Source organism: Rhodanobacter sp. ANJX3, assembly GCF_014200755.1.
Lineage (GTDB): Bacteria > Pseudomonadota > Gammaproteobacteria > Xanthomonadales > Rhodanobacteraceae > Rhodanobacter.
On sequence record NZ_JACHCM010000012.1, the window covers coordinates 41,244 to 67,459 of the forward strand.

The following is a 26,216-nucleotide window of genomic DNA, read 5'->3' on the forward strand; positions in this document are numbered from 1 at the left end:
ATGAAAATCGTGCTTGACCTCCAGGGCGCACAGTCAAACAGCCGGTATCGTGGCATCGGACGCTATACGTTGGCGATGGCGAAAGCCTTTGCTCAAGAGGCGACGCATCACGAGCTTTGGTTGCTGCTCAATGGGCGTGAAAATGAAACGTCGCTCAGCCTGATGGAGCAGTTCGAGGAATTTGTCCCGCGTCGGCGAGTGGTGATCAATGAGTTGCCAGTTGGCATAGCCGGTTTCCACGTCGGGAATGGGTCGAGTCAGAGGATCGCGGCGGCCGCACATGCCGCCGCCCTGGATGGCATGCAGGCGGACTGCATTTGGCACAGCAGCCTGTTTGAAGGCTGGGGCGATGATTCGACAGCGGCACTGGGCTCGGGCCATACGGATTGCAAGCATGTCGCCACGCTTTACGATCTGATCCCTTTTTTGCACTCCCATCGATATCTTCAGAATTCCCTATATCGGGAATGGTATTTGCGGCGTGTGGGTTTGCTGAAACGCTGCGATTTGCTATTGGCAATTTCGGAATCTTCCCGTCATGAGGCCGTCGAGCATCTGCATATTCAGGCAGATAGCATTGCCGTCGTACATGGGGCCGCAGATCCCGTTTTCTATCGTCGTCCAGCAGATGCAATGACCTGGGATCGATGGAAGCAGCAGTGGAACTTGCATCCGGGTTTTCTGCTCTACGCCGGCGGTTTCGACAGTCACAAAAATGTGGATACGTTGATAGCTGCGTTTGCCGATCTGCAGGCATCCGCTAGGTCAAGTCATCAGTTGGTGCTGGCCGGACGCTGCAGCGACGAAGACAAAAAAAGGCTGGCCCTGATAGGCCGTCAGAACGGTCTGTCAGGGACAAATCTCGTCTTCACTGGTGCGCTGGATGACAACGACCTGACCAGTCTGTATTCGAGCTGCGAGCTTTTCATATCGCCCTCGTTGCACGAAGGACTGGGGCTTCCGGTACTTGAGGCCATGGCCTGTGGAGCCGCAGTCATCTGTTCGGATGCCGCCAGTTTGCCGGAAGTGGTGGGGCGATCGGATGCATTGTTCGATCCGCGCAGCCAGAGCGCGATAGCGAGCAAGCTTCAACAGGCGCTCTCGGACAGCGGTTTTATCGATAGTCTGCGAACTCACTCCGAAGTACAGACGCTTCAGTTCACCTGGCCGGCCAGCGCGCGCAAGGCACTGGCGGCCATCGAGCGGTTTTCGAATCGCTCAAAAACAACCGAGTTTCGTACTAGACCACGGCCTAGGCTGATCTATGTCTCGCCACTGCCGCCTGCACGTTCGGGGATTGCCGACTACAGCGCTCGCCTTTTGCGTGAGCTGGCTAGCCACTATGTGATTGACGTGGTGATCGACTCGGCAGAGGTGGTCGATCCATGGATACAAGCCAACTTTCCGGTCCGCTCAGTGCGCTGGTTTAGCCAGCAGGTAGATCCCTGCGCAAGAGTTTTGTACCACTTCGGCAATTCGCCGTTTCATGCCCATATGTTCGGTCTGTTGGAGCAGCATCCGGGAGTCGTCGTATTGCATGACTCCTGGCTGGGGGCCGCCCGGAACTGGATGGCGAATCAGGCGGGAGACGCGGCCGCCTTTTTGCGGATGCTTTACGAAAGCCACGGTTATGCGGGACTTTCGCACGACTTGATGCACGGGCGCTCGTCGACACTGAATACCTACCCGATCAATCGCGATGTCATTGATGGGGCGCTGGGCGTGATCGTGCACTCGCGTTATGCCATACAGCAGGCAGCGCGCTTCTTTGGCCCAGCCGCCGCCGACAAATTCCGGATCGTCCCCTTCCCTCAGGGGCAAAGGTTATGTCAACAGCCAGCAGCGCGCCGGTTGCTGGGTATCGGGCAGGATGATTTCGTCGTATGCAGTTTCGGCATGCTGGCGCCCACGAAGTTGAATCATCGCCTATTGGAGGCATGGTTGCAGTCTTCGCTGGCCAGAGATGTTCGCTGTCATTTGGTTTTTGTCGGTGAAAACCATGGGGGTGACTATGGCGATGCGTTGACGGCAGCCATCCGGGTGGGCGGTAGCGGGCGTATCCGCATCACAGGCTTTGTCAGTGCCGATACCTATGCCGATTATCTGGCAGTTGCCGACCTTGCCGTGCAGTTGCGGACCGATTCGCGTGGGGAGACGTCTGCAGCCATCTTCGACGTGCTTGGCCACGGAGTTCCTGCCATCGTCAATGCAAATGGTTCTGCTGATGAGTTGCCTGACACCGTAGTCTTGAAGATCGGCGATCGCTTCAGCGACGCAGAGCTGGTGGCCGCTTTGCAGTCATTGCGCAAAGATGCATCGCGCCGGGCGGAATTGGCTGAGGAAGCTTCCCGCTGGATTGAGCGAGAGCATCATCCCTCCACCGTAGGTTTGCACTATCGCGATGTCATCGAACAGTTCACGCTCGATTCGCCTTCGGCTTCCCGGCAGCGTCTGATGGCGGAGGCGATGCGAACATCCGAGGCGTTCGCCGTTGGCAGTGTGGACTGGCACCGCATGCGTCGTAGCTTGGTTGCGAACCTGCCACGTGTGGAGTTGCCGAGTCTATACGTCGATGTCACGGCAACGGCGTCCAGCGTTCTGCATACCGGTATAGAGCGTGTCGTGCGTGGCGTACTGCTGTCGTTGCTTCAGATCGACCAGAAGCACTACCGGATCCAGCCGGTGCGTATGGAGGGCGGACGCTATCTTCTGGCCAATCGCTATGGCTTGAAGCTGCTCGATTGCCTCACGCTCGAATTACCGGAAGATGAGGTAGTACCGCGTGCCGGAGACCTGCTGCTGGGGCTGGACTGGGTGGCGGATATCCTGCCGACGCAGACGGCGTTGCTTGATGCTTGGCGAGTACGCGGCGTTCGGATGTTTTTTGTGGTTTATGACCTGCTGCCGGTGCGGATGCCGGCACGGTTTCCCGAAGGTATTGCCGAGATGCATGCCGGCTGGCTTCGGTGCATTGGCAGTTATGCCGAGGGATTGATTGGTATATCGAAGTCGGTGACCGAGGATCTGCGTCGATGGTTCGACGAACATCCGCCGAATCGTCGGCGCGACTTACGCCTGGGCTATTTCTACCCCGGCAATGACCCAGACTCTACGCGCCCAAGTTTGGGCGTGCCTGAAGATGCATCGCGGGTTCTGGCTCGGCTTCGTGCCGCTCCAACCTTTCTGATGGTTGGCACTGTCGAGCCCCGCAAAGGCCACGCGCTGGTGCTGGATGCCTTCGAAGAGTTATGGGAAGAGGGTTCTGCGGCTTGCCTGGTCGTCGTTGGACGACAGGGCTGGATGGCCGACGAGGTAGCGGCCAGAATGCGCTTGCACAGTCATGCTGGAAGCCAGCTGATCTGGCTGGAGCATGCCAGCGATGAATATCTCGCGCAACTATACGATGTCGCGCGCGCCCTTGTGGCGGCTTCGGAAGGCGAGGGTTTCGGGCTACCGCTGGTCGAGGCCGCGCAGAAAGGGTTGCCCGTGATTGCGCGGGATATTCCGGTTTTCCGCGAGGTTTCCTCCGCATTTGCCGAGTACTTCGATGCAGAACAGCTTTTTACTCTGGTGGATGCGCTTCGATCCGCGGCCGCCTCGGATCGTCCCGCCGAGCAGCCTCGCGCCGACGCGACGCTCAGCTGGAAAGAGACGACCGATCGGCTGCTTAACCTGCTTCTCGACCGCCATCATGAGCAATGGCAGGAACCTTGGAAGCTTGCTTGAGATACTGGCCCGTCTCCTGATTTGCGCGATATGTGGTTTATCCCTTCCTTGGACGCCTGCCTGTCATCCCCGTAACATGCGGGGATCGAAAAGGTGCAGGAGTGCTAGATGAAGTCGGCTTTAATCACGGGTATCACCGGACAAGACGGCGCCTATCTGGCGGAGTTTCTTCTGCATAAAGGCTATCGTGTGGTGGGCGCGTACCGTCGCACCAGTTCCACTAATTTCTGGCGCGTTGAAGAATTGGGGATTTCCGATCATCCGCAGCTGCAGCTGGTGGAATTCGATCTCAATGACATGGGCTCTGCCATTCGACTCTTGGACAAATACGCGATTCGAGAGGTGTATAACCTCGCGGCACAGAGCTTTGTCGGCGTGTCGTTCGATCAGCCGGTCACCACGGCGCAGATCACCGGTGTGGGAGCTCTGAACCTTCTTGAGGCGATACGCGTGGTTGATTCAACCATACGTTTCTATCAGGCCTCGACATCCGAGATGTTCGGCAAGGTCCACGCCATACCTCAAAATGAGGAGACGCCCTTCCACCCCAGAAGCCCCTATGGTGTCGCCAAGCTTTACGCGCACTGGATCACGGTCAATTATCGCGAGTCGTACGGGCTTTTCGGCGCCAGTGGGATTCTTTTCAATCATGAATCGCCGCTGCGTGGGCGTGAGTTCGTGACTCGGAAGATCACCGATTCGGTGGCCAAGATCCGGCTCGGCAAGCTTGGTGTCCTTGAGTTGGGCAATCTGGATGCCCGGCGCGACTGGGGTTACGCCAAAGAGTATGTCGACGGCATGTGGCGGATGCTGCAGGCGGCGGTGCCTGACACGTTTGTGCTGGCCACCCAGCGCACGGAAACGGTCCGCGATTTCGCCAGCATGGCGTTTGCGGCGGCCGATATCGAAATCGCCTGGCAAGGTCAGAACCTCGCGGAAATAGGAGTCGATACGAAAACAGGCAGAACGCTGGTGCAGATCAATCCCCGTTTCTACCGGCCCGCCGAGGTGGATCTGTTGATCGGCGATGCACGCAAGGTCAAGGATGAGTTGGGTTGGGCGTCACAGACCTCGCTGGAATTGCTTTGCCGGATGATGGTGGACGCCGACTTACGCAGGAACGCGCATGGTCTTTCCTTCTGAGCGACCTTCCGCACGAGTACTGGTGACGGGCCTCGAAGGGTTCACCGGGCGCTATGTTGGTGCCGAGCTCAGGCAGGCAGGGTATGAGGTCTTTGGTCTGTCCTCCAAAGTGGGAGCGGATACGGACGATCTGGTCGACTTACTTGACGCAAACGCCTTGGCGCAGATCGTGCAAAAGATCCGTCCGCAGGCCGTCATCCATCTGGCGGCTATCGCTTTTGTCGCCCACGGCGATACGGAGGCGATCTATCGCACCAATATTATGGGGACACGCAATCTGCTGTCTGCGCTGGTCAGTTTGCAGGAACATCCGTCGTGCGTGTTGCTGGCCAGCAGTGCGAATGTCTACGGCAATGCCCAAGGATGTGAAGGTCCGCTGGACGAGCTCACTCCGTTGGCTCCGCTCAATGACTACGCCGTCAGCAAGCTGGCCATGGAATATATGGCCAGGACCTGGGCCGAGCGTTTGCCGATACTGTTCAGCCGACCGTTCAATTACACCGGAGTAGGGCAGAGCCCGCAGTTTCTTATTCCGAAAATCGTGGATCATTTCCGGCGCGGCGAACGCCATATCGAGCTCGGCAACCTGGATGTCTGGCGTGAGTTCACAGACGTACGTGCCGTGGCGTGGGCTTATCGACGTCTGCTTGAAACCCACAATGAAGTCGACACTTTCAATATTTGCACCGGAAGCACTTATTCGTTGCGCGAGGTGATCGCAATGATGGAAGAAATTGCCGGCTATTCGATCGATGTCAGCGTCAACCCAGCGTTTGTTCGCACAAACGAGGTACGGCGCCTGCAAGGTAGCAGTGTGCGCCTACAAGGCCGCATCGGAACGCTCCCCCCTTATTCGCTCAGGGAAACGTTGCTCTGGATGTATCAGGCTCCGCCGCACGGCTGATATCTACTTTTGCATCGAGCCAGCTGGTGCCGACGAAATTTTCCTGACGCGTATTGACGACGTGGAACATCCAGGCGTTGTCGCGCCACTCGTAGTTCGTGTCCAGGTGCGAGTCTTCGCGTGATAGCGAAAGTGATATCGAGTAACTGCCCTTTCCAAGGTTTGCCGGAAAGCGATAGCGATAGAGTACTTCCTCGCCCGGCAAAAGGTCGGTCAACGGTTGGTCAAGGCGATGCGTGTTGATACCGTACATGCACTGGCCCAGACGATCGGTGATCATGAAGCCAAGCACCAGTCGCGGTATGGGTGCTTTGATCGCAACCCTTACCTGAAGTTCCAGGGCATCGCCCACTTCGACGCTGTCGGCGGTTTCGTCGTTTTCATTCAACAGCCTGACTTCGGCAACGGTCGCCTCGCCACTGCCGGAAATGGTTTTCATGCGGCCATCCGCCAGTTTCTCCTGACGTACGAGCAACTGATCGCGTTCGGCCATCATGGCGTTGTAAAAGTCCAGTACGTCGACCGGCAGACCTTCCTTGATCAGCTGCCCTGCCTGCAGGAGTATTGCTCGATCGCAGATCGTCTGGATGGCATAGCGATCGTGCGAGACGATCATCAGTGTGGTGCCGGCGCGGCGAAACTCACGAATGCGTTCAAAGCTTTTGTGTTGGAAATACGAGTCGCCGACCGACAGCGCCTCGTCAACGATAAGTACATCTGGCCTGCGCGCGGTAGCGACGCTGAAAGCCAGGCGCATCTGCATGCCACTGGAGTAGGTACGCACGGGCTGATCGATGTACTCGCCGATCTCCGCAAAAGCCTCGATGGACGGCATCAATCGAAGGATTTCCTCGACGGAAAGGCCGAGCAACTGACCGCCCATCATGGCGTTCTGCCGGCCGGTAAAGTCCGGATGAAAGCCCATGCCCAGTTCAAGCAGCGCCGCGACGCTGCCGTTGACCGAAATTTTACCGGTCGTCGGCCGTGTGGTGCCCGTCAATAACTTCAGCAGGGTGCTTTTACCGGCACCATTGGCTCCGACAATACCCACGGCTTCGCCGGCACGCAGGTGGAAATTGATGTCCCGCAGCACCCAGTGCAGCCTGTGCTTCGGTTTGCCCGAGGGATTGATCCACTCGGCCAACCTCGACCATTGACTGGGATAACTCTTGTAGGCCTTGCCCAGGCCGCTGACGACAATATCGCCCATTACAGTTCATCCACCATTTCAGCCGAACGGTTGCGGAACAGGCTCAGCGCAAGTACGCACAGCACGGTTGCCAAAACAATGCTCGGCCACAACGTCGACCACTGTGGCCACGTACCATTGACGAAAATACCCTGATACGCCTGTGCAAACGGTGTCAGCGGATTCAACCGAATCCATGGCCTGACCACGGCCGGCAGCGTGGCGGTGGAGTAAACGATCGGCGTAAACCAGAACCAGAACTGCAACAAGATGTTGACGAACTGTCCGACATCCCGAAAAAACACGTTGAGAACCCCGACCGCTATACCCAGGCCGGCGGCGAACATGGTGTGGAATAACAATAACGGGATCATGCTCAGCACAACCCAACTGGGGAAATGGCCGGTAATCAGCAGAAATGCGAGAAACACCGCAAAGGTAATCGCAAAATTGACCAGCGCACTGCTGACAACGATGGTTGGCAGGCAAATACGCGGAAAGCTGAGCTTCTTGATCATGTTGCCGTTGTCCAGAAAAACGGTCTGGCACCGTTGCACGATTTCCGCAAACAAACCCCAGGTCAGGAGCCCAGCGCACAAATAGATGCTGTAGGCGAAAGGGTCATTGACGCCCGGTAGTCGCGCCTGCATCAGCTGGGAAAAGACCACCGTATAGACGGTGATCATCGCCAGCGGCTGCAACACCGTCCACGCTGCGCCCATCAGAGAGTTGCGGTAGCGCGCCTGGAATTCGCGCTTGACGCTGCCCAAGACAAATCCGCGATAACGCCAAAGGGCACGACCCAGCTTCAGGGACATTCGAACACCTCGTGTAACAGGTTCATTTCATTTTTTACCGGGCGATCCGTTGATGCAATCCGTCCAGTGCATGATGGTGCGGACTACGCATCGTACAGGTTGGATGGGGTCACGCCATGTCCGCAGAAGGTTTTGCGATGCGATTGGCCACACGTCTTCCAACTCGCCGTAGCGGCCGTTCAACCATCCGGAAGTTGAACTCTGCCAGCAATGCGATGAGCGCGCCCGCCGCAATAGCGAAGACCGCCGTCGGTATCAGACCACCTTGCGGTGGCGTTCCGATGAGGCGAAACCAGCATTCGCGGATGAAAAAGAATGCGGGCACATGAATAAGATAAATCGCATAAGAGCGTTGGCCGGTCCAGATCATGATGCGTTTGATCGGGCCATCGAGCCCACTGAGAAAATCGTGGTTGTAGGCGGCCAGCCAGACAAGGATGGCGGCCAGCACCGCGATCAGTGAGACGCGGTGCCCTATCGTCAACGATTCGCGCGCGGAAACCGCGGCAATCGCCACGACAAGCAAAAGAGTGATCGCACGCTGCAGCCAGCGTCGGCCATGCAGCCAGCGTGGTTCCAGGCGGTCAAATATCGGAAGTCGACTGGTCAGCGCCAGCAGTACTCCCCAAGCCAGGGCATCGGTGCGAAGGGACATCGTCAACAAGGTGCGTGGAAGGATCGCCTGCACAATAATAAGAAGCACCAACAACCAGGCTACATGGCGTCGCAGCAGCAGTGCGACCAGCGGCAGCGCCAGGTAAAACTGTTCCTCGAGAGACAGGCTCCAGTAAGCGAAGCTGGCGCCGTAAGGATAGTTGGCGAAGGCATCGGCGAAACGAAAGTTGGCCACCTGAAAGATGCCTGCCAGTGCAGCCATGGCGTTGGTGTGCACGCTGCCAAAGGCGCCAAGCCGGTTGAACTGCCATGCGCCGATCAGGATCAGAGCCAGCCAAAGCCACGCCGAGGGCAACAACCGAAACGCACGGGCTATCCAGAATGCGCCGACTTGTCGACTCGCCGCTCCAAGCTCGCTCTGGCACACCTGCAGCTTAGGCAGCAGACTTCGTGCGATGACGAAGCCCGAGATGGCAAAAAAAATGTCGACGCCAGACCACATGTCGAGATGGCCGAGCAGATTGCCGAGCCACGCTGGGTTCCAGTTGAACAGGTTGCCCTGCGCATGGTGCACGACCACGCCCAGTACCGCGACAGCGCGGAGCCATTCGATATCGTCGATGCGACGTTGATGACTCTCGATGGTAGGCGTCACCGTAGTGGTCACAGTGGCGACAGACTCCCTGCCTGCTGTAGATCGCTGGCAATGACTGCCTGCAGAAATCCAGCGAGACGGGGACCCACCACGGCATGCGAACAATAGGCCCGCAGCGATTCCCTGGCGGCCGCGGCCATCGCCCGATAGGTATCCGGTTCCTGTTTGGCAACGTAGTAGCTCGAGCGATAGGCATGGATCAGGGAATCGACTCGAACATGCTCGCGCAAGGTTCGAAATGCCTGGCGCATATCGTGCGGCCACGTTCCCGGTTCCAGGAAACTGTCGACCACAAAGGCGCAGGATTCGTCGATGTAGTCGAGCATGGCCGTATGCCGGGGGGAGATGGCCGGCTTGCCGCTGGACATGTATTCCATCAACGGCAGGCATTGACCTTCGCCGTGCGAGGTGTTTACCGCATACGTAGTGGCATCGACCATGCACTCATAGTCTTCCTGGCGAAGATAGCCATGAACAATCACGACTCTGCAGGCGAAGTTGTCGCCCTTGTGCATGCATTCGAGCATTTTCGGCACGACTTCGCGGATGTCGTGGTGACTCAGCTTCAAAAGAAGGGTCGCGTCCGCGGTGCGGGCGAAGGCGACGCAGAAGGCGCTGATCATATCGACCCAGTTTTTTCGGCCGTCTCCGGGGTTGAATACCGAAGTATAGACAATGCCATCGAGTTCGAGCTCCGAGGCGCCTTCGCATCGTTCGCGGGGTAACGGAAGAGGCTCTGGAGCGCAGGCCAGTTCATTGGCCTTTGAATAATTGCTGAGATCGATGAGCCGGCTGTCGATGACCATGCCGTCGACGCGCAGGCGCGAGGAGCGTGCGCCTGGGGGCGAGGCAGGGCGGTTTCCCGCAGCAAGTCGGTCCCACAATGGCGCAGGTGCTGCGATGATGGGAAACGCTCCATCCACCGCGCGTTTCACCGCTTCAACGGTAAACGTCGAATGGGTGATGGCGGCGCCAACCTGTTTGAGCACACGCCGCCAGTCGTTGCGCGTCTTGCCGCTGAAATCTTCATCCGGGATGTTGGGGTATTCCCAGGCAAAGACAGGAATGGTCGGGCAAGCCAGGCCCAGTGGTGTCTTGTTCGGGGGTAGGAACGACAGGAACACGCACGGAACGCCACGCTTCAGGCAGTTTCGGTAGATGACGTCCACATCACGCTCGGGGTTGTGGATATCGATCACGATGCCGAGCTGTTCGAGCATCGGGCGAAATTCGCGCAGCACGAAATAGTAGCTGTACTCCGGTTGCCCAAGGTTGGAGGCGACATTGCCGCCGTGAAATGCCGTGTGCACAAGGATGATCATGACGCCAATGCCGTCCAATCCATCCTGTCCTCTTCGATGCTGAAGTCATGCAGGCGCGCCGCAAGGAACTGATGAAGTTGCTTGGAGATTGCATCGGTGGCGCAGTAAGCCTGCATGGCGGCCATGGCGCTTTCAGACATGGTGGTATACGCCGCTACGTCACTCTTGGCGACGAGGTAACTTTGCCGATAAGCAAGCATCAGCGAGTGCCAGTTGATCTGATGGCGGGAGGTTTTATAGACCTGATGATCGCCGTGGGGCCATACCGTGGGAAGGTTCGGGGTACTGTCGACCACGAAGGTAAAGTCGGGGCTGATGTAGTCAGCCATCGAGGTGTGGTCCGGTGCGATGGCCGGCACGCCGCAGCAGAGAAACTCCAGCAGCGGCATGCACAATCCCTCGCACAGCGACGCGTTGACGTAGTAGGTGCTGGCACCGATCAGCTGGTGGTAGTCAGCCTCGTCGAGGTAGCCATGCAGCGCAACGATCCGGCATTTCATGGGCGACAGTTTGGACATCAGCATCAGCATCTGATGATGATGCTTCACTCGATCCGGTCCGCCCAGCTTGAGTACCAAAGTCGCGTCCTCGACATCGCGGAAGGCCCAGCCGAAGGCGGTAATGATGTCTTCCCAGTTCTTGCGGCCATCCGACGGTGTGAGCACGGCCGTATACACCACCCCCGAGAGGCGGGTACTGACATCGTACAGTGGCGGAATATCCCAGCCGGCGCCAACTGGAAAGTTGCCTATCCGTGAGCTTGCGTCCACCACTTCAGAGTTCTTCGGTCGGCCACTCAGTGCCGCGAGCCAGCCGTCTTGCGCAGCCGCCGGCACCGCAGGCAGGATCGCATCCACCAATGGGTTCACGGGTGTGCCGTCATCAGGATGATCGGTCATCAATCCTTCGGCGGATAGCCCGAGCAGTCTACTGTCGACCAGCTGCGTGTTGAGACACACGTCGACAGCCTCACGATCGGGTGCCAGCACGCCACGGCGACGCATGAGCCCGAATTTCTCCCACAGGGGCGTGGGCACCGCTTCGATCGGGTACGCATCCCCCAGGCTGTCCCTTACCGCCCGCTTCGTGTGCGTGGAGAGTGTGATTGCTGCGCGGCAATTCAGTAATACCATTGGCCAGTCGTGCCGAGGATCGTCCCGCCAGCTCTCCTCATCGGTGGTAACGGGCAGGTTGGGATATTCCCAGGCGAATACGGGAATCGTCGGGCACTGCACACCCTGCAGGGTCTTGTTTGGCGGAGCGAACGACAAGAGCATGCAGTCTTCGCGACGAGCTCTGGATTCAACCCACGCAGCGTTAGCTTCCCCAGACGAGTGAATGCGCCGCACCTCGGCAAATTTTGTCAAAGCCTCATGAAACGACTCGAGCACGAAGTAATAGCTGTACTCCGGCGTGCCAAGGCGCCGGCCAATATCGCCGACCTCGACATCGCAGTAAGTGAGAATCCGCATCGATAAAGGTCTCTCTCGTGGCCATCGGCGCGGGCCGTCTGCCAGTATAGTGGCTTGAGCCAGGACCGATTACAGATTGCCATAGCATGCCGCGGCATTTCTGGCGCATGTGTTTTATAACAAGGGGCAATGGCGTGATGGGCGAGCGATGAATTTTCCGAAAACGGGATATGACTGGACGCTCTGGCTGACGCTGCTGATGGGGCTGATGGCCTTCTGGATTTGGGGTGGCGCCTATACGATCGCGCCAGGCCACGTAGGTTGGGTCATGTCGGGCCTCGATACGCCGACTCATTACCAAGGATGGCAATTCTTTCGCCATTCGACCTGGTGGCAGTGGCCGATTGGCAACAATACAGCCAATGGCAGTGATGCGCCTGGAACAATTGTCTTGTCCGACAGCATTCCGCTGGTCGCCATTCCATTCAAGCTTTTATCGCCGCTGCTACCCAAGGATTTTCAGTACTTCGGCTTGTGGGCGCTTTCATGTTTCTTCCTGCAGGGATGGTTTGCCCGAAAGTTGTTGGGTAGGCTCACCAATGACCCCGTAGTGAAACTCTTGGGTACGGCTTTTTTTCTTAGCGCCACCATCTTTCTGATGCGCGTCTATTTGCATCCAGCACTCTCCGCGCAGTGGGTGTTGCTTGCTGCCTTCTATCTATTTTTTGACACTCGGTTCCGCGCACTTCCCTGGTCCATTCTTCTATGTGTAACCGTTTTGGTGCACGCCTATCTCTTTGCGATGCTTTTGGTGCTGTGGTTCGCCGATCTGATTCAGCGCCTATGGCGCGGTGAATACACGCTCACCAAGGTATGCGTGCACTGTCTTATCACCGCTTTCGCGGTGTTAGCGCTGATGTGGGCGGCCGGTTACCTGGTTCACAGTTCCACGATAACCGCAGGCATCCGCTCGCATCTGGACTTGTTTTTTCCGCTGTGGACAGGTATTCGGGTGTGGGGTGAATGGTCGAGGTTCCTCCCCGCATCGGATATGGATTTGCTTGCCTATGATGGATTTGGCTACTTCGGACTTGGGTTTATTCTCATATTGCTTGTCGCTATCGCCAGCTGCGTGGCGCACGCCGCCGGCAAAATTCATCGGCAAGGCAGCGAAGTACAGCCACCATCGAGTTGGATAGCGGCTTCTGTCGCTTGCGGCGCTCTATTTGTTTATGCGTTGGGCAACAAGATTTATTTTTCTCAGCGGCTTCTTTTTTCTTATCCGCTGGTACCTTGGCTTGATCATTTCTACGACGTATTCCGTGCTTCCGCGCGCATGATGTGGCCGACGTGGTATCTCCTGCTATTTGCGGTCCTATATATTTTGCTGCGAAGTATGCCCTTGCGTTACGTGCGCTATTTGTTGGCGTTTTGCTTGATAGTCCAATTCGCCGATCTGTCGAAACCAGTGATGGATATGCGCAACAAGCTCGCGGCTAATCACACGTGGCATTCGGTGATGACATCCCCGCTCTGGGTTGACCTTGCCGTGCGTTACAAACATGTCGGTTACCTGCAACCTGCCACCATTCCTGTCGAGTGGGTGACGTTCGTGCCCAGTTATCACAGTGTGGCTGACTTTGCGGCGATCAATGGCATGACGATAAACATCGCCTATCTTGCGCGTCAAGACCAGGAGCAGATAGCCAAAGCCCGGGCCGCGCGCATTGCTTTGCTGAAGCGCGGGTTGGCCGAGCCGGAAACGTTTTACATAGTCGAAGACGAGCCGCTGTGGAAACAGTTGATTTGTGTTCCCGGATCGACATTATGGTATGGAACGATCGACGGTCTGCACATTGTGGTGCCGGATAGTCTGCCTGACCTCTCCTTAGAGTCTCGAGCCGCGTGCGGTGTCTAGCAATGCCGTCAACCGCTGTGACTTATCTTGCCTCATCCCTGAAACACTGTCGTGGGCAGCGGCGCGTTTTTCGTCTTTGCTGATCCGAATTCGGGGAAAAGTGACATGAAAACGCTTTCCGAAACGCTTGAGCGTGGGAATAACAATTTCGACCTTATCCGCCTTGTCGCCGCGCTGGCGGTGATGCTAGGACATTCGTACGGGCTGCAAGCCGGCAGCAAGATGGAATCGATGTTGATATTCACGCATCGGGAATCATTTGGAAGCCTGGCGGTTTATGGGTTCTTCCTGATTAGCGGCATGCTCGTTTCCGCCAGCTTCTTTAAACAGCCGTCACCGATGCGTTTTGTTTTGCTGCGCGCTTTGCGAATCTGGCCCGGAGCCATTGTTTGCGCATTGTTTATCGGTTTGTTCATCGGCCCCCTCTTCTCGAGCATGACAGTCTCCGCCTATTTCGCCAACCCGCAAACATTGTCTTGGCTGCTGCACAACACTTCCCTGATCGGGCATGTGGGAGGAGTGTTGCCAGGACTGTTCGAATCCAACGTTCTCAAGGGTTTTGCCAATGCAACTGTTTGGACGTTACCCGTTGAATTGGACTGCTATGTCATCGTTTTGCTGGCGGGACTGGCGGGTGTGATCGGTTCAAAGCGAGGGACCCTGTTATGGGTCGGCGTGGCTGCGGCGATTTTCACGATGTTCGCCAACCATCCGCCAGCCTTTCTGCCGACGGGCAATTTTTTTCTGCTCCCATTGGCGTATTCTTTTTATCCCGTGCCGTTTTTTCTGCTCGGTATGCTGTTGTACACGTACAGGGAAAATGTACGATTGAGTTGGATACCTGCTGCTCTGCTGGCGGTCGCCTATGTGGTTCTCCGGTTTTCCATGATCAGCACGATTCTGCTTTATCCGGCTTTTGCTTACGGCCTGTTGTGGCTGGCATCCGCGAATTGTCTGAAAAGACTCAAGCCGAAGCACGATTATTCGTATGGTATTTATCTTTACGGGTTCGTGGTTCAGCAGATCGTTGCGAGCATCAGTCCTTCATTGAACAATTATCTGGCGTTCTTCATTTCCGTTCCGGTAACGGTTGCACTGGCCGCGGCATCCTGGCACTGGGTCGAGCGTCCCTGTCTGTCCGTATACAGGCGTCGAACGATGAAGGCGGCTGGGAACGCAGCGCTCCCCCCTGAAGCGCGCCAATCCTGATACGACGCCGGGCGAAGTTCGCGATTCAGTTGGTTTGCATAGCAGCGGCGCCCCATGGCTGCTTACGGTCTTGCAGCTGCTCGAGAATTTCCGGTTCCACAGTGAACCTGGACGGTATGGCAGTGTCCTGCTTGCCCGGGCTCGGCCCTGAAAGCAGGTAATATATGCAACCTTTTATGGTAGTCGCCTGCGGAGGTTTGCCGCGGTGGCACAAGACGGCTGATAACTTATGACACCAAGAAAAACCGCCGATAAGCTCGGTCTGGGCACCCGTGCCATCCACGCCGGCCAGCAACCCGATCCAAGCACAGGCGCCATCATGACGCCGATTTACGCGACTTCGACGTATGTTCAGGAGAGCCCGGGCAAGCACAAGGGCTTTGAGTATTCTCGTACTCAAAATCCCACCCGCATGGCCTACGAGCGCTGCGTGGCCGATCTGGAAGGCGGTGTGGCCGGCTTCGCCTTTGCTTCGGGGCTGGCTGCCGCCGCCACCGTGCTGGATCTACTCGATTCCGGCAGCCATGTCATCGCGATGGACGACCTTTACGGTGGCACCTATCGCCTATTTGAAAAGGTGCGGCGCCGCTCCGCCGGGCTGGACTTCAGCTTCATCGATCTGAACGACACCGCAGCATTGAAGGCGGCGCTTAAGCCGAATACCCGGATGATCTGGGCGGAAACGCCGACCAATCCCATGCTGAAGCTGGTGGATCTGGTCCGGGTCGCAGCGTTTGCCAAAAAGCACGGCTTGATTCTGGTAGTGGACAACACCTTTTGTTCGCCGATGTTGCAGCGACCGCTCGAGTTCGGCGCCGATCTCGTGCTGCACTCGGCCACCAAATACCTCAACGGTCATTCTGACATGGTCGGTGGCATCGTGGTGGCTGGTGATAAAGAGCTGGCCGAGCAGATGGGTTTTCTGCAGAACTCGGTAGGTGCAGTAGCAGGGCCATTTGATTCATTCCTGGCCATGCGCGGTTTGAAGACCCTGCACCTGCGTATGAAGGCGCATTGCGCAGGTGCTTTGGAGCTCGCTGGCTGGCTGGAAAAACATCCTGCGATTGACCGTGTGATCTATCCGGGTTTGAAGAGTCACCCGCAGCATGCGCTCGCCAAACGTCAGATGGACGGTTTCGGCGGCATCATTTCTGCCGAAATAAAGGGTGGGCTGAAAAAGGCAAAGCGTATGCTCGAGCGCTGCGAGCTATTCGCGCTGGCCGAATCGCTCGGTGGTGTCGAAAGCCTGATTGAGCATCCGGCAATTATGACGCATGCTTCGGTGCCTTCCGCTAACCGCAAAAGGCTAGGCATCAGTGATGGCTTAGTGCGGCTGTCCATTGGCGTGGAGGATGTTGTGGATCTCATTGATGAGCTTGAAGAGGCGTTGCGATGAAAAAAGATTCCGCTCCTAGTGGTGCTGGAATTGTGTGGTATGTGTCTGGAGCGTTTATTTCAATTCTCCGCAATCGCTCTTTGTACGGAAGATTGGTCGGACGCGATATTCACAACCGGTATAAGGGTTCAGTACTCGGTATTGTCTGGACTTTACTCAACCCGCTTTCTTTGCTGGTAGTTTTTTCCTTCGTTTTCGGACTAGTTTTAAAGGCGCGTTGGGGAATAGGTGGGCGCAACTTTACTCTAGTGCTTTTTTCAGGTCTTATTCTTTTTACATTCATGGCGGAGTGCGTCAATCGAGGTCCAACGTTAATTCTTCAAAACGCGAATTATGTGAAGAAAGTAGTATTCCCTCTTGAGCTCCTGCCGGCTGTTGTGTTGGGGAGCGCTACTATCAATCTTGTGCTCTCCATGGCGATTCTAATGATCGGCGAGCTCTGGTATGGGGGAGGTTTACCTGTGACTTGGATTGCTATGCCGTTAGTTATTTTCCCTTTGATTTTACTGACGTACGGTTGGGTGCTCTTTTTGGCATCTCTAGGAGTTTTTCTCCGTGATTTGGCGCAACTTACTGGCATTCTAACTCTATTGTTGATGTACCTCGGACCGATTTTGTTCCCAGTTGATATGGTTCCCTCCCAGTTCCGTCCGTGGCTTAATTTAAACCCACTGACTTTTCCTGTTACTCAGTTTCGTGCTATCGCATTAAATAATCAGTGGCCGGATTGGAGTGGTTTGTGCTGGTATACGCTTATAGCCATTAGCATTACAACTTTTGGTTTTTGGTGGTTCTGGCGTACAAAAAATGGATTTGCCGATGTTGTCTGAACTTGCAATAGATGTAAGGTCGTTGTCTAAGTCTTTCTCAATTTATGAGAGTCCAGCGCACCGTCTTTGGCAGATGTTATTTCGCGGACATAGAAAGTTCTTCCGTGAACATGTCGTGCTAAAAGGAATATCTTTTCAAGTCCGTCGAGGCGAGACAGTTGCATTAATAGGGCGCAATGGGGCAGGAAAATCCACTCTCCTACAGATTCTATGCGGAACGCTAGATGCGTCTGGAGGACATTGCATCGTCAATGGCCGCGTTGCAGCTCTACTGGAACTCGGTGCAGGCTTTAATCCAGAGTTTACAGGGCGCGAAAACGTGTATATGAGCGGGCAAATATTGGGTTTGAGTGACGAGGAACTTGATTCACGTTACGAGAAAATCGTTGCCTTTGCTGATATCGGCGATTATGTCGATCAACCTGTAAAAACTTATTCCAGCGGAATGTTCATGCGATTGGCTTTCGCAGTGATCGCTCACGTTGATGCCGAAGTCTTGGTTATCGATGAGGCGCTAGCTGTGGGCGATGCGTACTTCGTCCAAAAATGCATGAGATTCTTGCAGACATTCAAGGCTTCTGGCGGCACTCTTTTGTTCGTAAGTCACGACACTACAACGGTTACGTCCCTATGTGATCGTGCAATCTGGCTTCAGGATGGTGCGGTGCGTTTAGACGCGGATCCAAAGCAAGTAACGGAAGCCTATCTTGCCGATATGTATCGACGTGCTCAGGGGGCAGATGAGTTGGACTCGCCAATTTATCAAGCTAGTAATGCTATAGCTCACCACAATGAGGACTTCATTGATGCTAGGCGTGACTTAGTATTGCACTCAAACATACGTAACGATATTGAAGTAAGGCCTTTTGATATTTTTGCAGAAGGATTTGGTAAAGGCGGGGCCGCGATCAAAAGCGTAAAACTAATGAATGAGCATGGTTCACCGTTATCATGGTGTGTAGGTGGTGAACGTGTAGATCTGATTATAAACGTTTTGGCAAACGAGCCAATTTCTAGTCTTATAGTTGGTTTTTTAGTTCGTAATAAGCAAGGGTTGTCTCTATTTGGGGATAATACGTATTTATCGTACTTGAATAATCCAATCGCTTTAGCTCCAGGCGAGGAACGCTGCGCAAGTTTTGAATTTCGTATGCCAGTGCTTCCGGGCGGAGACTATTCTATATCCGTTGCAGTATCCGACGGTACTCAAAACTCGCATGTTGTGCACCAATGGAAACACGACGCAATCATATTAAGCAGTCATTCTTCTCAGGTAAGTACAGGCTTGATTGGCATTCCGATGCGTTCGGTGAGGCTTGTGGCGCCATCTAAAATATAGCTAATGAATGTTATTCAATTGCTGCATATTTCTGGGTATGGATTAAATAAAATGGATGTTTTAAGTTTTTAAGTCAGCAATAGTAGCAAATTTAAATTCAAAATTTAATAAAAATCCATGAATATATGGAATTAATATTTATTGAAATTGCCGAAATAATTAATCGAAATTTCTTCCACGCAGAGGAGATGCCGATTTGGCAGTGACGCGCTAAACGAGACGATGCTGAATTTAAAGAAATACAACTACACGCATCTAGTATCTTCTTCTTATATGCAAGCCAAGCACAGCGTACTAGATTTTAGCTGGCTACAGCACGAATAAACGGTTAGCAAATTCGTAGTTATATTAACGTTAAACGTACGGTGCTTTAAAAGAGCTTCAGACGCCTCAAGCATATTCTTGGCAGTGCTTAAAAATATTTACTTAATATGGAAAATTTATTAGCTTAATTACGAAAATTGCTTTGTAGAGGCTTATCCATACTTTAGTCTGAGCTCAATTTTCATTATAGGATTTTTATGCACCGCGAAAACAACTTCGACGCAGTTAGACTGCTAGCGGCAGCGGTAGTTATCTTTGGTCACGCGCATCCATTAACCCATACGGTAGACCAAGGTGTTCTTGGAAACTCTGTGCAGGCTTTGGCCGTGAAAATTTTTTTCGTGATTAGCGGCTATTTGATTTGTACTAGCTGGTCGATCGACCCAAATTTTTTTCGCTATCTTCGTAAGCGTGCGCTGCGAATTTTCCCAGGCCTGATAGTGCTGTGCTTACTGACGGTATTCGTCGTTGGTCCTTTGATGACGGTCCTTCCGGTTTCTCAGTATTTCTCTTATTTGCATACATTTGGCTACTTTAAAAATATTGTTCTTAGGCCTGTATACGATTTGCCTGGTCTTTTTGCTCAAAACAGCTATCCAATAGCGGTTAACGGTTCTTTATGGAGCCTTCCGATAGAATTTGCAATGTACATGGTTCTTCCCTTGCTTTTGGTCTTAGGCAATGCACTCAAGACCCGCTCAGTGCTCGCCCTAGTCACCTTAATTTTTTGCGCTTTCAGTCTTAAATTTACGAGAATTGCACAGCCGTCGCTTCATCCCGTAATTTACGGTAGTGATCTGATAAGTGCACTAGATGTTGCTCCATACTTTCTAATTGGTGCGGTGGTAAAAGCGCTAAACATAGATGCGTTGCTTAACCCAACGGTGGCATTATTCTTTGTTTTCACGGTAGCTTTAGTTCAGCCATCTTCGCTTATTGGCTCTGAAGCCGTGCTATTCATTTTACTTCCATATTGCACTCTGTCATTGGCACTTAGCTCGCAACGCTTGCTTTCTAGTGCTGGTAGATTTGGCGATTTTTCCTACGGTCTATATCTGTACGGTTTTCTAGTTCAACAGGTAGTTAACCAATTAACTCAAAACGGGCTATCGGCCCTGCAAAACGCGTTAATCAGTCTGCCCATTGCACTCTTGTGTGCATGGTTCTCTTGGCGTTTTGTTGAGAAACCGATGCTTTCATTCAAACCACGCCCACGTCTAAATGACCTAAAGTTATCGCTTAAGGAAACCAACGTATGACAAACTGCCTCGTTACCGGCGGCGCCGGCTTTATCGGCTGTGCTATTTCCTCTGCGCTGGCGCAGCAGTTCGACAAAGTTATTGCCCTGGATAATCTTCATCCTCAGGTGCATAAAACCTCTGAGAGACCATCCGCTTTGGATGATAATGTGGAGCTTGTTGTCGGTGACATAACTGATCAGGCGTTATGGGGCTCGCTTTTGGCTCGATTTCAGCCAGACGTTGTCATTCATTTGGCTGCTGAGACTGGAACGGGTCAGTCGTTGACCGAAGCAACTAGGCATGCTCATGTCAACGTGACGGGTACCACCCGCATGCTCGACGCTCTGGCCGCCAGAGGCATCGTCCCTACTCGCTTTGTACTTTCAAGCAGCCGTGCGGTCTATGGTGAGGGGGCTTGGTGTGACTCTAATGGCAACGTTAGCTATCCAGGCCAACGCTCAGATTCGATGTTAGAGTCACAAACCTGGGACTTTCCTGGTTTACAAGCGCTTCCTTTTTGTGCGGATACCACGCAAACAAAGCCAACGAGCATTTATGGTGCTACGAAACTTGCTCAAGAGCATATTTTAAAAGCTTGGGCTCTTTCGTTCGGCTCATCCGCGAACATTGTCAGGCTTCAGAATGTTTATGGACCTGGCCAGTCTCTCTCTAATCCCTATACAGGAATCGTTTCCTTGTTTGCTCGACTTGCTAAAGAGGGACGCAGCATTCCGGTATACGAAGATGGAAAAATGCTTAGAGACTTTGTTTTCATAGAGGACGTCGCTAGAGCTATCTTGGCAGCGGCAACCACCGTACGAACAGACGTGTTGGCAGATATAGGCACTGGTGTCAGTACTAATATTTGGAGTATCGCTCGGATTGCGGCACAGATTTATGGGGCACCTGATCCGCACGTTACTTCGCAATATCGCAATGGCGACGTAAGGCATGCGGCATGCAAGGTTGATCTAGCCGCAGAACAGCTCAATTGGAAGCCAGAGACTAGTGCTGAGGATGGCATCCGGTTGTTATGCCATTGGATCGATAATGGCAACAAAAGGGCAGATGCATGAAAAAGAAGATTCCAATTAATAAAGTCGGGCATGTACGGATTCACTCGGTTCTTTATGGTAACGAACTTGACCGTATTCTAACGACTATTAGACATTTAAATCGGGCTGCAGATTTAGCCATAGGCGCCGGTGCTGTCGCATCGGTTACTTTGGTATACGGTGATAGCTCCCCTACGCCAACGTTCTCGAAAGATGATATTGAGTCAATTCGTGCCCAAAGTCCCGCCCTTGCTTGCGTAGACTATCTTTTTTTTGACAGTAATTTAGGTTCTGCTAAAGGCCACAATGCGCTGCTCGCCTATGCAGACGAGATGACGGAAGCAGGCACAGTAACCGATCACGTTTTAATTATGAATCCGGACGTGATGCTTGCTCCAGATGCTCTAATAGAGCTTGTACGGCCATTCCAGGACCCTCTGACTGGAATTGTTGAAGCCCGTCAGCTGCCCATTGAACACCCGAAAGACTATGACAAATCAACGGGGGAAACCGGTTGGGCAACGACGGCTTGTGCGCTTATTCGAATGGATGTGCTCCATAAGCTGAGCGGTTTCGATAGTGAGTCCTTCTTTCTATATTGCGACGACGTTGATTTTTCGTGGCGCGCACGTTTAAACGGCTATAAAGTGATATACCAACCATCGGCTGCTGTGTTTCATGACAAACGGCTTGGGCCGCAAGGTCAATGGGCTCCGACATCCTCTGAGCGCTATTATTCGGCAGAAGCTGCCTTGCTAATGGCGTACAAATACTCTCGTCTTGATATCGTTGAGCGGCTTTTGAAAACATTTGCGACATCGACCGAAAGTCATCTGAATAAGGCGGCTGAAAGCTATATTCAACGTAAGAAAGACGGTCGTTTACCCGAGGCAATCGACGCAGCCGGCAAAGTGGCTCACTTCGAAGGCGATTTCTACACTAAACACCGTTTCGGTCTCTAATATGTCTCTTTACCAAAACCCGTACCATCACGACAACGTCTATGGACACGTTATCGCTCTGCTCAAACAGCACACTGCTGGTGCTTCAGGTGTGCATATTGACATAGGCTGCAACGTTGCTGCCATTGCAGAGCATGTGCGTGATGATCTGCACCGAGAATATATCGGCTTCGATATTGACGGAGAGGCTCTGTCAATACTATCAAAGCGAGGTTTCGCCGGCCACCATATCGATCTATCAGATGTAGCTTCAGCTAAGACGGTAATTGAGGCTGCCGTATACGGAAGTAAAATAGCGTCCATAACAATTATAGACACACTTGAACACATAACTACTGGACCACAATTACTGTCCATGCTTAGCGAACTGGCTAAATCGCATGGAGCTCCACTGGTATCCTCGGTGCCCAACGTTGCTCACAGAGATGTAGGTTTTAAGCTCGCACTGGGAAAATGGGACTACACAACCGCAGGTCTACTTGACCACACTCACGTTCATCTATTTACTGACACGGGGCTGCGTAAAGTAATGCGGCTGGCTGGTTGGCACCAGATTGCAGCGTATGACGTTCTTCTTGCCAAAAGCGATCAACATTTCCCGCCTCATCATCCAGCCGTGGCTAGCGCTTCGGCATTGCACGGCCTACTTACTAGTCTCCGTGATGCTGTCGATGATCATGCACAAACGAATCAGTTGGTAAGAATGTGGTTGCCTGGACCTTCCTCGGGGGAAGGGGATATCGCGCATCCAGAATGCGATAAATCTCCTTTTTTGAGTGTTGTTACTCGTACTCAAGGTCGTCGCATAGACACACTTAGAGACGTACTTCTTTGTCTATCAGCTCAGACTGATCAGGATTTTGAACTCTGCATAATTGGACACAAGCTTAACAGCGAAGATCGCTTAGCCGTAGAGAGGATAATAGAAAATACGCACCTCGAAATGCGCGAGCGTATAAGGCTCATCAAAGTGGATTCGGGTAACCGCACTCATCCTCTTAATGTTGGCTTTCGTGAGGCTAGAGGAGAATACGTCGCGATCCTGGACGATGACGACATAGTGCTAGGACATTGGGTCGAAGAGTTCAAAAAGCTTGCGACTAAAACGCCTGGTGCAGTGTTGCGTGCGGGTAATGTTGCGCAGCTTTGGAGGCCTGTAAAAACGGCGTATGGTACACAGAGTGTGCGTGCAGTTGGTTCTATGGATGCATGCTTTCCTTTGACCTTTGATCATCTTAATCATTTGGTTGAGAATGCAAGCCCGCCGGTGTCACTGGCTTTTCCACGATCTGCATATGCCGATTTGTGTATCGTTTTCGATGAAACTTTAACGACAACAGAAGATTGGGATTTTTTGCTTCGCACCGCGGCAGTATGCGGTGTGGCATCAGCGAAGGAGATCACCTCGATTTATAGGCGCTGGGATCAAGCGGAGTCTTCATACACTGTCCATTCGCAAGAAGAATGGTTGTCCAATCATCACGCAATTTGGCGGAAGCTAGATTCGTTGCCACTCTTGTTGGGGCCCGGATCAGCTACACGGATACGACAACTGGTTGCCGACTACAACGCAAGGCATTTTGGAACACATCAAGTACTTCCGCATCCAGATATTGAGGCAGAGCGCTATGAAAACGCGATGCGCGAAGACATACATAACCTTTTACAAAGCAGGGGGTGGCGTTTTACCTCTCCCATTCGATTTGTTGCCGCGTTGCTTGGTCGTCCCAACAAATATCCAATGCTCTGGGCTATGCGTGGAGTTGAGTTGGAGCAATACAAAAAAATATTGCTTGGATCATTTTCTTATCGAGTTGCAAAAAAACTTAGAAGATTTAGCGCTCACTTACCGATTAAGGCTACTAAAGCTTAGAGATCATTATCTATAATATTTTTGTTATGGCGATAAATAACTAAATATTCATCTGATAAATTTGTATCGTATGCGATAAATTTAAGTTCACTTATAGTTTCCTGATTAGCGCTGATCCTCATTCAGTCGTCGCGCGATTTGAGACGTCCCGGAGCGATGGTATGCCCACATTCGATGGGGATAGGGGGCATGGCGATGAATCGGGCGCAGTTCTAACAAGGCCTGTCGATGGCACAGTTCATGGCGCAGTATGCAAGCGAGGCGAAGTTCCATCTGGCGCTGTTCACTCGCGCTGGCCGAAGGGGTATCACTGTCCGGCGTGTGCCGGCCGGTTGTCTTCTCGATTCCGAGCGAGGGGCAGTTGTACTACCAGTTTCGGGCGTGTTGGCATCAAACGACGCTGCTGAGATGCGCCGTGTTCGAGTCTACCAAGCTGCCGCTGACGACCGGGTTCCTCCCGATCCATCCGCTGCCTCGACCAGCATGGCCGCACTGGAAATGAAACGGCATCTGGGGATGAGCTACCGCACCGCATGGCGCTTGAAACACAAGGCGATGGAGGCGATGATGCATCGCGAGGAACCGTGCCAGCTCAACGGTTTCGTACAAATTGACGATGCCTGCCTGGGCGCTGAGCACGACGGCGGCAGGTCAGGCCGTGGCTCGGAAAACAAGCAGGCCTTCGTGATCGCGATAAAAACCGATGCCAATCTCGATCATCCGACCTTAGCCCTCATCGAACCGGTGTGCACCTTCGACAACTCGGCGATCACCGGCTGGGCCCAACGGCGGCTGGCCCCAGAGGCCGAAGCCTTTAGCGATGGGCTAGGTGCTTTTCGCCGTTTTGAGACCACCGGTCATGCCCATACCGTGCTCAAAAGCGAAGGCGGCCGGACCGCTCCCGAGATCGACGACACCTGCTGGGTCAATGTGCTGCTGTCAAACTTGAAATGCTCCATCGAAGGGACATATCACGCGTTCAAACATCACAAGTACGTATGTCGCTATCTGGCGGAAGCGGCCTGCCGATTGAACCGCCTTTTTCGCCTGCCTGAGTTCGTTCCGCGACGGCTGCGCGCCATGGTGCTCTGCATGCCTACCCCTGAGCCGCTTTTACGTTAGGCTACCAATTTTTCAGCTCAGGATCAGCGCTAATCAGGCAGTATCTTCAGTAAATTTTAATCATTTGGCTCTTATGGATGATTGGGCCGCCTATATAAGAATTAGGTGGCATCGAAGTGAAATACTTTATACATATTCCAAAAACAGCCGGAACATCACTCCGCGCCGCGGTGTGCAATATCGACCAGAGGAAATTAATTGTTGATCTCATTTATTCAGGTGATGATGTAAGTCGCCTGAGTAAATCGAATATTTTGAATAGAGATTCCCGCCTCCTTTTTGGGCACTTTTCTTTTGGAATTCATGCCTTATTTAGTGATCCTTCGCCGCAATATGCGACTGTAATGCGAGAGCCTGTTGAACGTGTTGCTTCGCTATATAGGCACCACTGTCGATTTACAAGTTCGCCGTTTTATTCTTTGCTGAAGAAGGAATGTTTGAGTCTCTCTGATTTTGTCGAGGCATGCATTACACCCGAAACAAATAACGAAATGGTGCGAACGCTTACTGCGAGTTACGGACGCCTTCCACTCTTGAGCGATAAGCTGTCAAATCGTTGGTGGCGGATGACTCGTGGAGTTCCCACTCGACAAATTAGCGAAAAATTTCGAATTAGACGAGCAATCAATAATATTGAAAATCACTTCAGTCACGTTGGTTTTACCAGTGATGTCAGCAGTACTTCAAGATTCTTTGAGGGATGGTTTGGTTGTGATTCAGGGACCATTATTGTTCCTCACGAAAATGGATTTCAGGGAGTGCGCGACGAGATATCTAGTACAGAACGACGTGTTATAGAAAATGCCAATCAGCTCGACCTCGAGCTTTACGAAAAAATGCGCGTAAGAGCTAAATAAAGTATTGAGGGCTTTGTCGACCGACGTCCCCCGCTTTGAGTAGCGGGACGGTTTGGAGTCCAGGGTTACTTTAACTGCTCGGCGTAGGCGGCGGGTGTCAGCCCGCCCAGCGCCTTCTTGGGTCGCTCCTCGTTGTATTCCCGGCGCCAAGTTTCGATCTCGGTGCGTGCATGTAACAGGCTCGGAAACCAGTGTTCGTTAAGGCACTCGTTGTAATGACCCAGCACTTCCTGCACAGGTCAGGCCGCTAAGGCATACGCCTCAGCGGGTGTTTTCATCTTCAACGCCTGGTGCGGGCGCTGGTGG

The 26,216-nt window shown here is 53.4% G+C and carries 18 protein-coding genes and 2 pseudogenes; 14 read left to right on the top strand and 6 right to left on the bottom strand.

The annotated features are described in order from the left end of the window. The 3 genes from HDE76_RS19930 to HDE76_RS19940 all read left to right on the top strand — a co-directional run bounded on the left by HDE76_RS19930 (position 1) and on the right by HDE76_RS19940 (position 5,773). Positions 1–3,726: a glycosyltransferase gene (locus HDE76_RS19930; RefSeq protein WP_179481156.1), complete on the top strand. Its 3,726-nt coding sequence runs from the start codon at positions 1–3 to the stop codon at positions 3,724–3,726. 108 nt (positions 3,727–3,834) lie between these two features. After that, the gene (gene gmd / locus HDE76_RS19935) at positions 3,835–4,869 is read left to right on the top strand and encodes a GDP-mannose 4,6-dehydratase (protein WP_179481154.1); all 1,035 of its coding nucleotides are present in this window, start codon (positions 3,835–3,837) and stop codon (positions 4,867–4,869) included. Next, positions 4,853–5,773: a GDP-mannose 4,6-dehydratase gene (locus HDE76_RS19940; RefSeq protein ID WP_184510125.1), complete on the top strand. Its 921-nt coding sequence runs from the start codon at positions 4,853–4,855 to the stop codon at positions 5,771–5,773. Before gmd ends, HDE76_RS19940 begins: the two co-directional genes overlap by 17 nt. Here the strand turns inward: HDE76_RS19940 and HDE76_RS19945 are convergent. The 5 genes from HDE76_RS19945 to HDE76_RS19960 all read right to left on the bottom strand — a co-directional run bounded on the left by HDE76_RS19945 (position 5,727) and on the right by HDE76_RS19960 (position 11,844). Beyond that, entirely contained in the window at positions 5,727–6,983 is a 1,257-nt protein-coding gene (locus HDE76_RS19945; protein ID WP_179481150.1) for an ABC transporter ATP-binding protein, read from the bottom strand. The two genes, HDE76_RS19940 and HDE76_RS19945, sit on opposite strands and share 47 nt — an antisense overlap. Next, positions 6,983–7,780 (bottom strand): ABC transporter permease, encoded by a 798-nt coding sequence (locus HDE76_RS19950; protein WP_179481148.1) that lies wholly within the window; start codon positions 7,778–7,780, stop codon positions 6,983–6,985. The genes HDE76_RS19945 and HDE76_RS19950 overlap by 1 nt, the downstream gene beginning before the upstream one ends. Before the next feature lie 109 nt (positions 7,781–7,889). Further along, positions 7,890–9,155: an acyltransferase gene (locus tag HDE76_RS19955; protein WP_218862428.1), complete on the bottom strand. Its 1,266-nt coding sequence runs from the start codon at positions 9,153–9,155 to the stop codon at positions 7,890–7,892. Beyond that, a complete protein-coding gene (locus tag HDE76_RS20615) occupies positions 9,059–10,372 on the bottom strand; it encodes a glycosyltransferase (protein WP_218862426.1) in 1,314 nt (437 codons plus the stop codon). The genes HDE76_RS19955 and HDE76_RS20615 overlap by 97 nt, the downstream gene beginning before the upstream one ends. After that, the gene (locus HDE76_RS19960) at positions 10,369–11,844 is read right to left on the bottom strand and encodes a glycosyltransferase (protein WP_184510127.1); all 1,476 of its coding nucleotides are present in this window, start codon (positions 11,842–11,844) and stop codon (positions 10,369–10,371) included. The genes HDE76_RS20615 and HDE76_RS19960 overlap by 4 nt, the downstream gene beginning before the upstream one ends. 148 nt (positions 11,845–11,992) lie before the next feature. On the opposite strand from HDE76_RS19960, the gene HDE76_RS19965 reads away from it, so the two are divergent. The 11 genes and pseudogenes from HDE76_RS19965 to HDE76_RS20015 all read left to right on the top strand — a co-directional run bounded on the left by HDE76_RS19965 (position 11,993) and on the right by HDE76_RS20015 (position 25,910). Beyond that, positions 11,993–13,702, top strand: a complete 1,710-nt coding sequence (locus HDE76_RS19965) for a DUF6311 domain-containing protein (RefSeq protein WP_184510129.1) — start codon at positions 11,993–11,995, stop codon at positions 13,700–13,702. 105 nt (positions 13,703–13,807) lie between these two features. Next, on the top strand, positions 13,808–14,911 hold the full coding sequence (locus HDE76_RS19970; RefSeq protein WP_179481140.1) for an acyltransferase: 1,104 nt from the start codon (positions 13,808–13,810) through the stop codon (positions 14,909–14,911). 229 nt (positions 14,912–15,140) lie between these two features. Further along, positions 15,141–16,307 carry a PLP-dependent aspartate aminotransferase family protein gene (locus HDE76_RS19975; RefSeq protein ID WP_179481138.1) on the top strand — a complete coding sequence of 389 codons (1,167 nt, stop codon included), beginning with the start codon at positions 15,141–15,143 and terminating at the stop codon, positions 16,305–16,307. Then, positions 16,304–17,137 carry an ABC transporter permease gene (locus HDE76_RS19980; RefSeq protein ID WP_179481136.1) on the top strand — a complete coding sequence of 278 codons (834 nt, stop codon included), beginning with the start codon at positions 16,304–16,306 and terminating at the stop codon, positions 17,135–17,137. Before HDE76_RS19975 ends, HDE76_RS19980 begins: the two co-directional genes overlap by 4 nt. Continuing rightward, the gene (locus HDE76_RS19985) at positions 17,127–18,476 is read left to right on the top strand and encodes an ABC transporter ATP-binding protein (RefSeq protein WP_184510131.1); all 1,350 of its coding nucleotides are present in this window, start codon (positions 17,127–17,129) and stop codon (positions 18,474–18,476) included. The genes HDE76_RS19980 and HDE76_RS19985 overlap by 11 nt, the downstream gene beginning before the upstream one ends. A gap of 521 nt (positions 18,477–18,997) precedes the next feature. Then, positions 18,998–20,059 carry an acyltransferase gene (locus tag HDE76_RS19990; protein WP_179481132.1) on the top strand — a complete coding sequence of 354 codons (1,062 nt, stop codon included), beginning with the start codon at positions 18,998–19,000 and terminating at the stop codon, positions 20,057–20,059. Next, positions 20,056–21,117: an NAD-dependent epimerase/dehydratase family protein gene (locus tag HDE76_RS19995; RefSeq protein ID WP_179481130.1), complete on the top strand. Its 1,062-nt coding sequence runs from the start codon at positions 20,056–20,058 to the stop codon at positions 21,115–21,117. Before HDE76_RS19990 ends, HDE76_RS19995 begins: the two co-directional genes overlap by 4 nt. Further along, the gene (locus HDE76_RS20000; protein ID WP_179481128.1) at positions 21,114–22,058 is read left to right on the top strand and encodes a glycosyltransferase family 2 protein; all 945 of its coding nucleotides are present in this window, start codon (positions 21,114–21,116) and stop codon (positions 22,056–22,058) included. The genes HDE76_RS19995 and HDE76_RS20000 overlap by 4 nt, the downstream gene beginning before the upstream one ends. 1 nt (position 22,059) lies before the next feature. Continuing rightward, complete coding sequence (locus tag HDE76_RS20005; protein WP_179481126.1) at positions 22,060–23,931, top strand: methyltransferase domain-containing protein; 1,872 nt, start codon at positions 22,060–22,062, stop codon at positions 23,929–23,931. 228 nt (positions 23,932–24,159) lie between these two features. Continuing rightward, positions 24,160–25,053: pseudogene (locus HDE76_RS20010) on the top strand (IS1595 family transposase). A 116-nt stretch (positions 25,054–25,169) separates the two neighbouring features. Further along, positions 25,170–25,910 (top strand): sulfotransferase family 2 domain-containing protein, encoded by a 741-nt coding sequence (locus tag HDE76_RS20015; RefSeq protein ID WP_184510133.1) that lies wholly within the window; start codon positions 25,170–25,172, stop codon positions 25,908–25,910. Positions 25,911–25,975: 65 nt separating this feature from the next. Here the strand turns inward: HDE76_RS20015 and HDE76_RS20020 are convergent. Further along, positions 25,976–26,122: pseudogene (locus HDE76_RS20020) on the bottom strand (integrase core domain-containing protein); the annotation flags it as partial. Positions 26,123–26,216 lie beyond the last annotated feature (94 nt).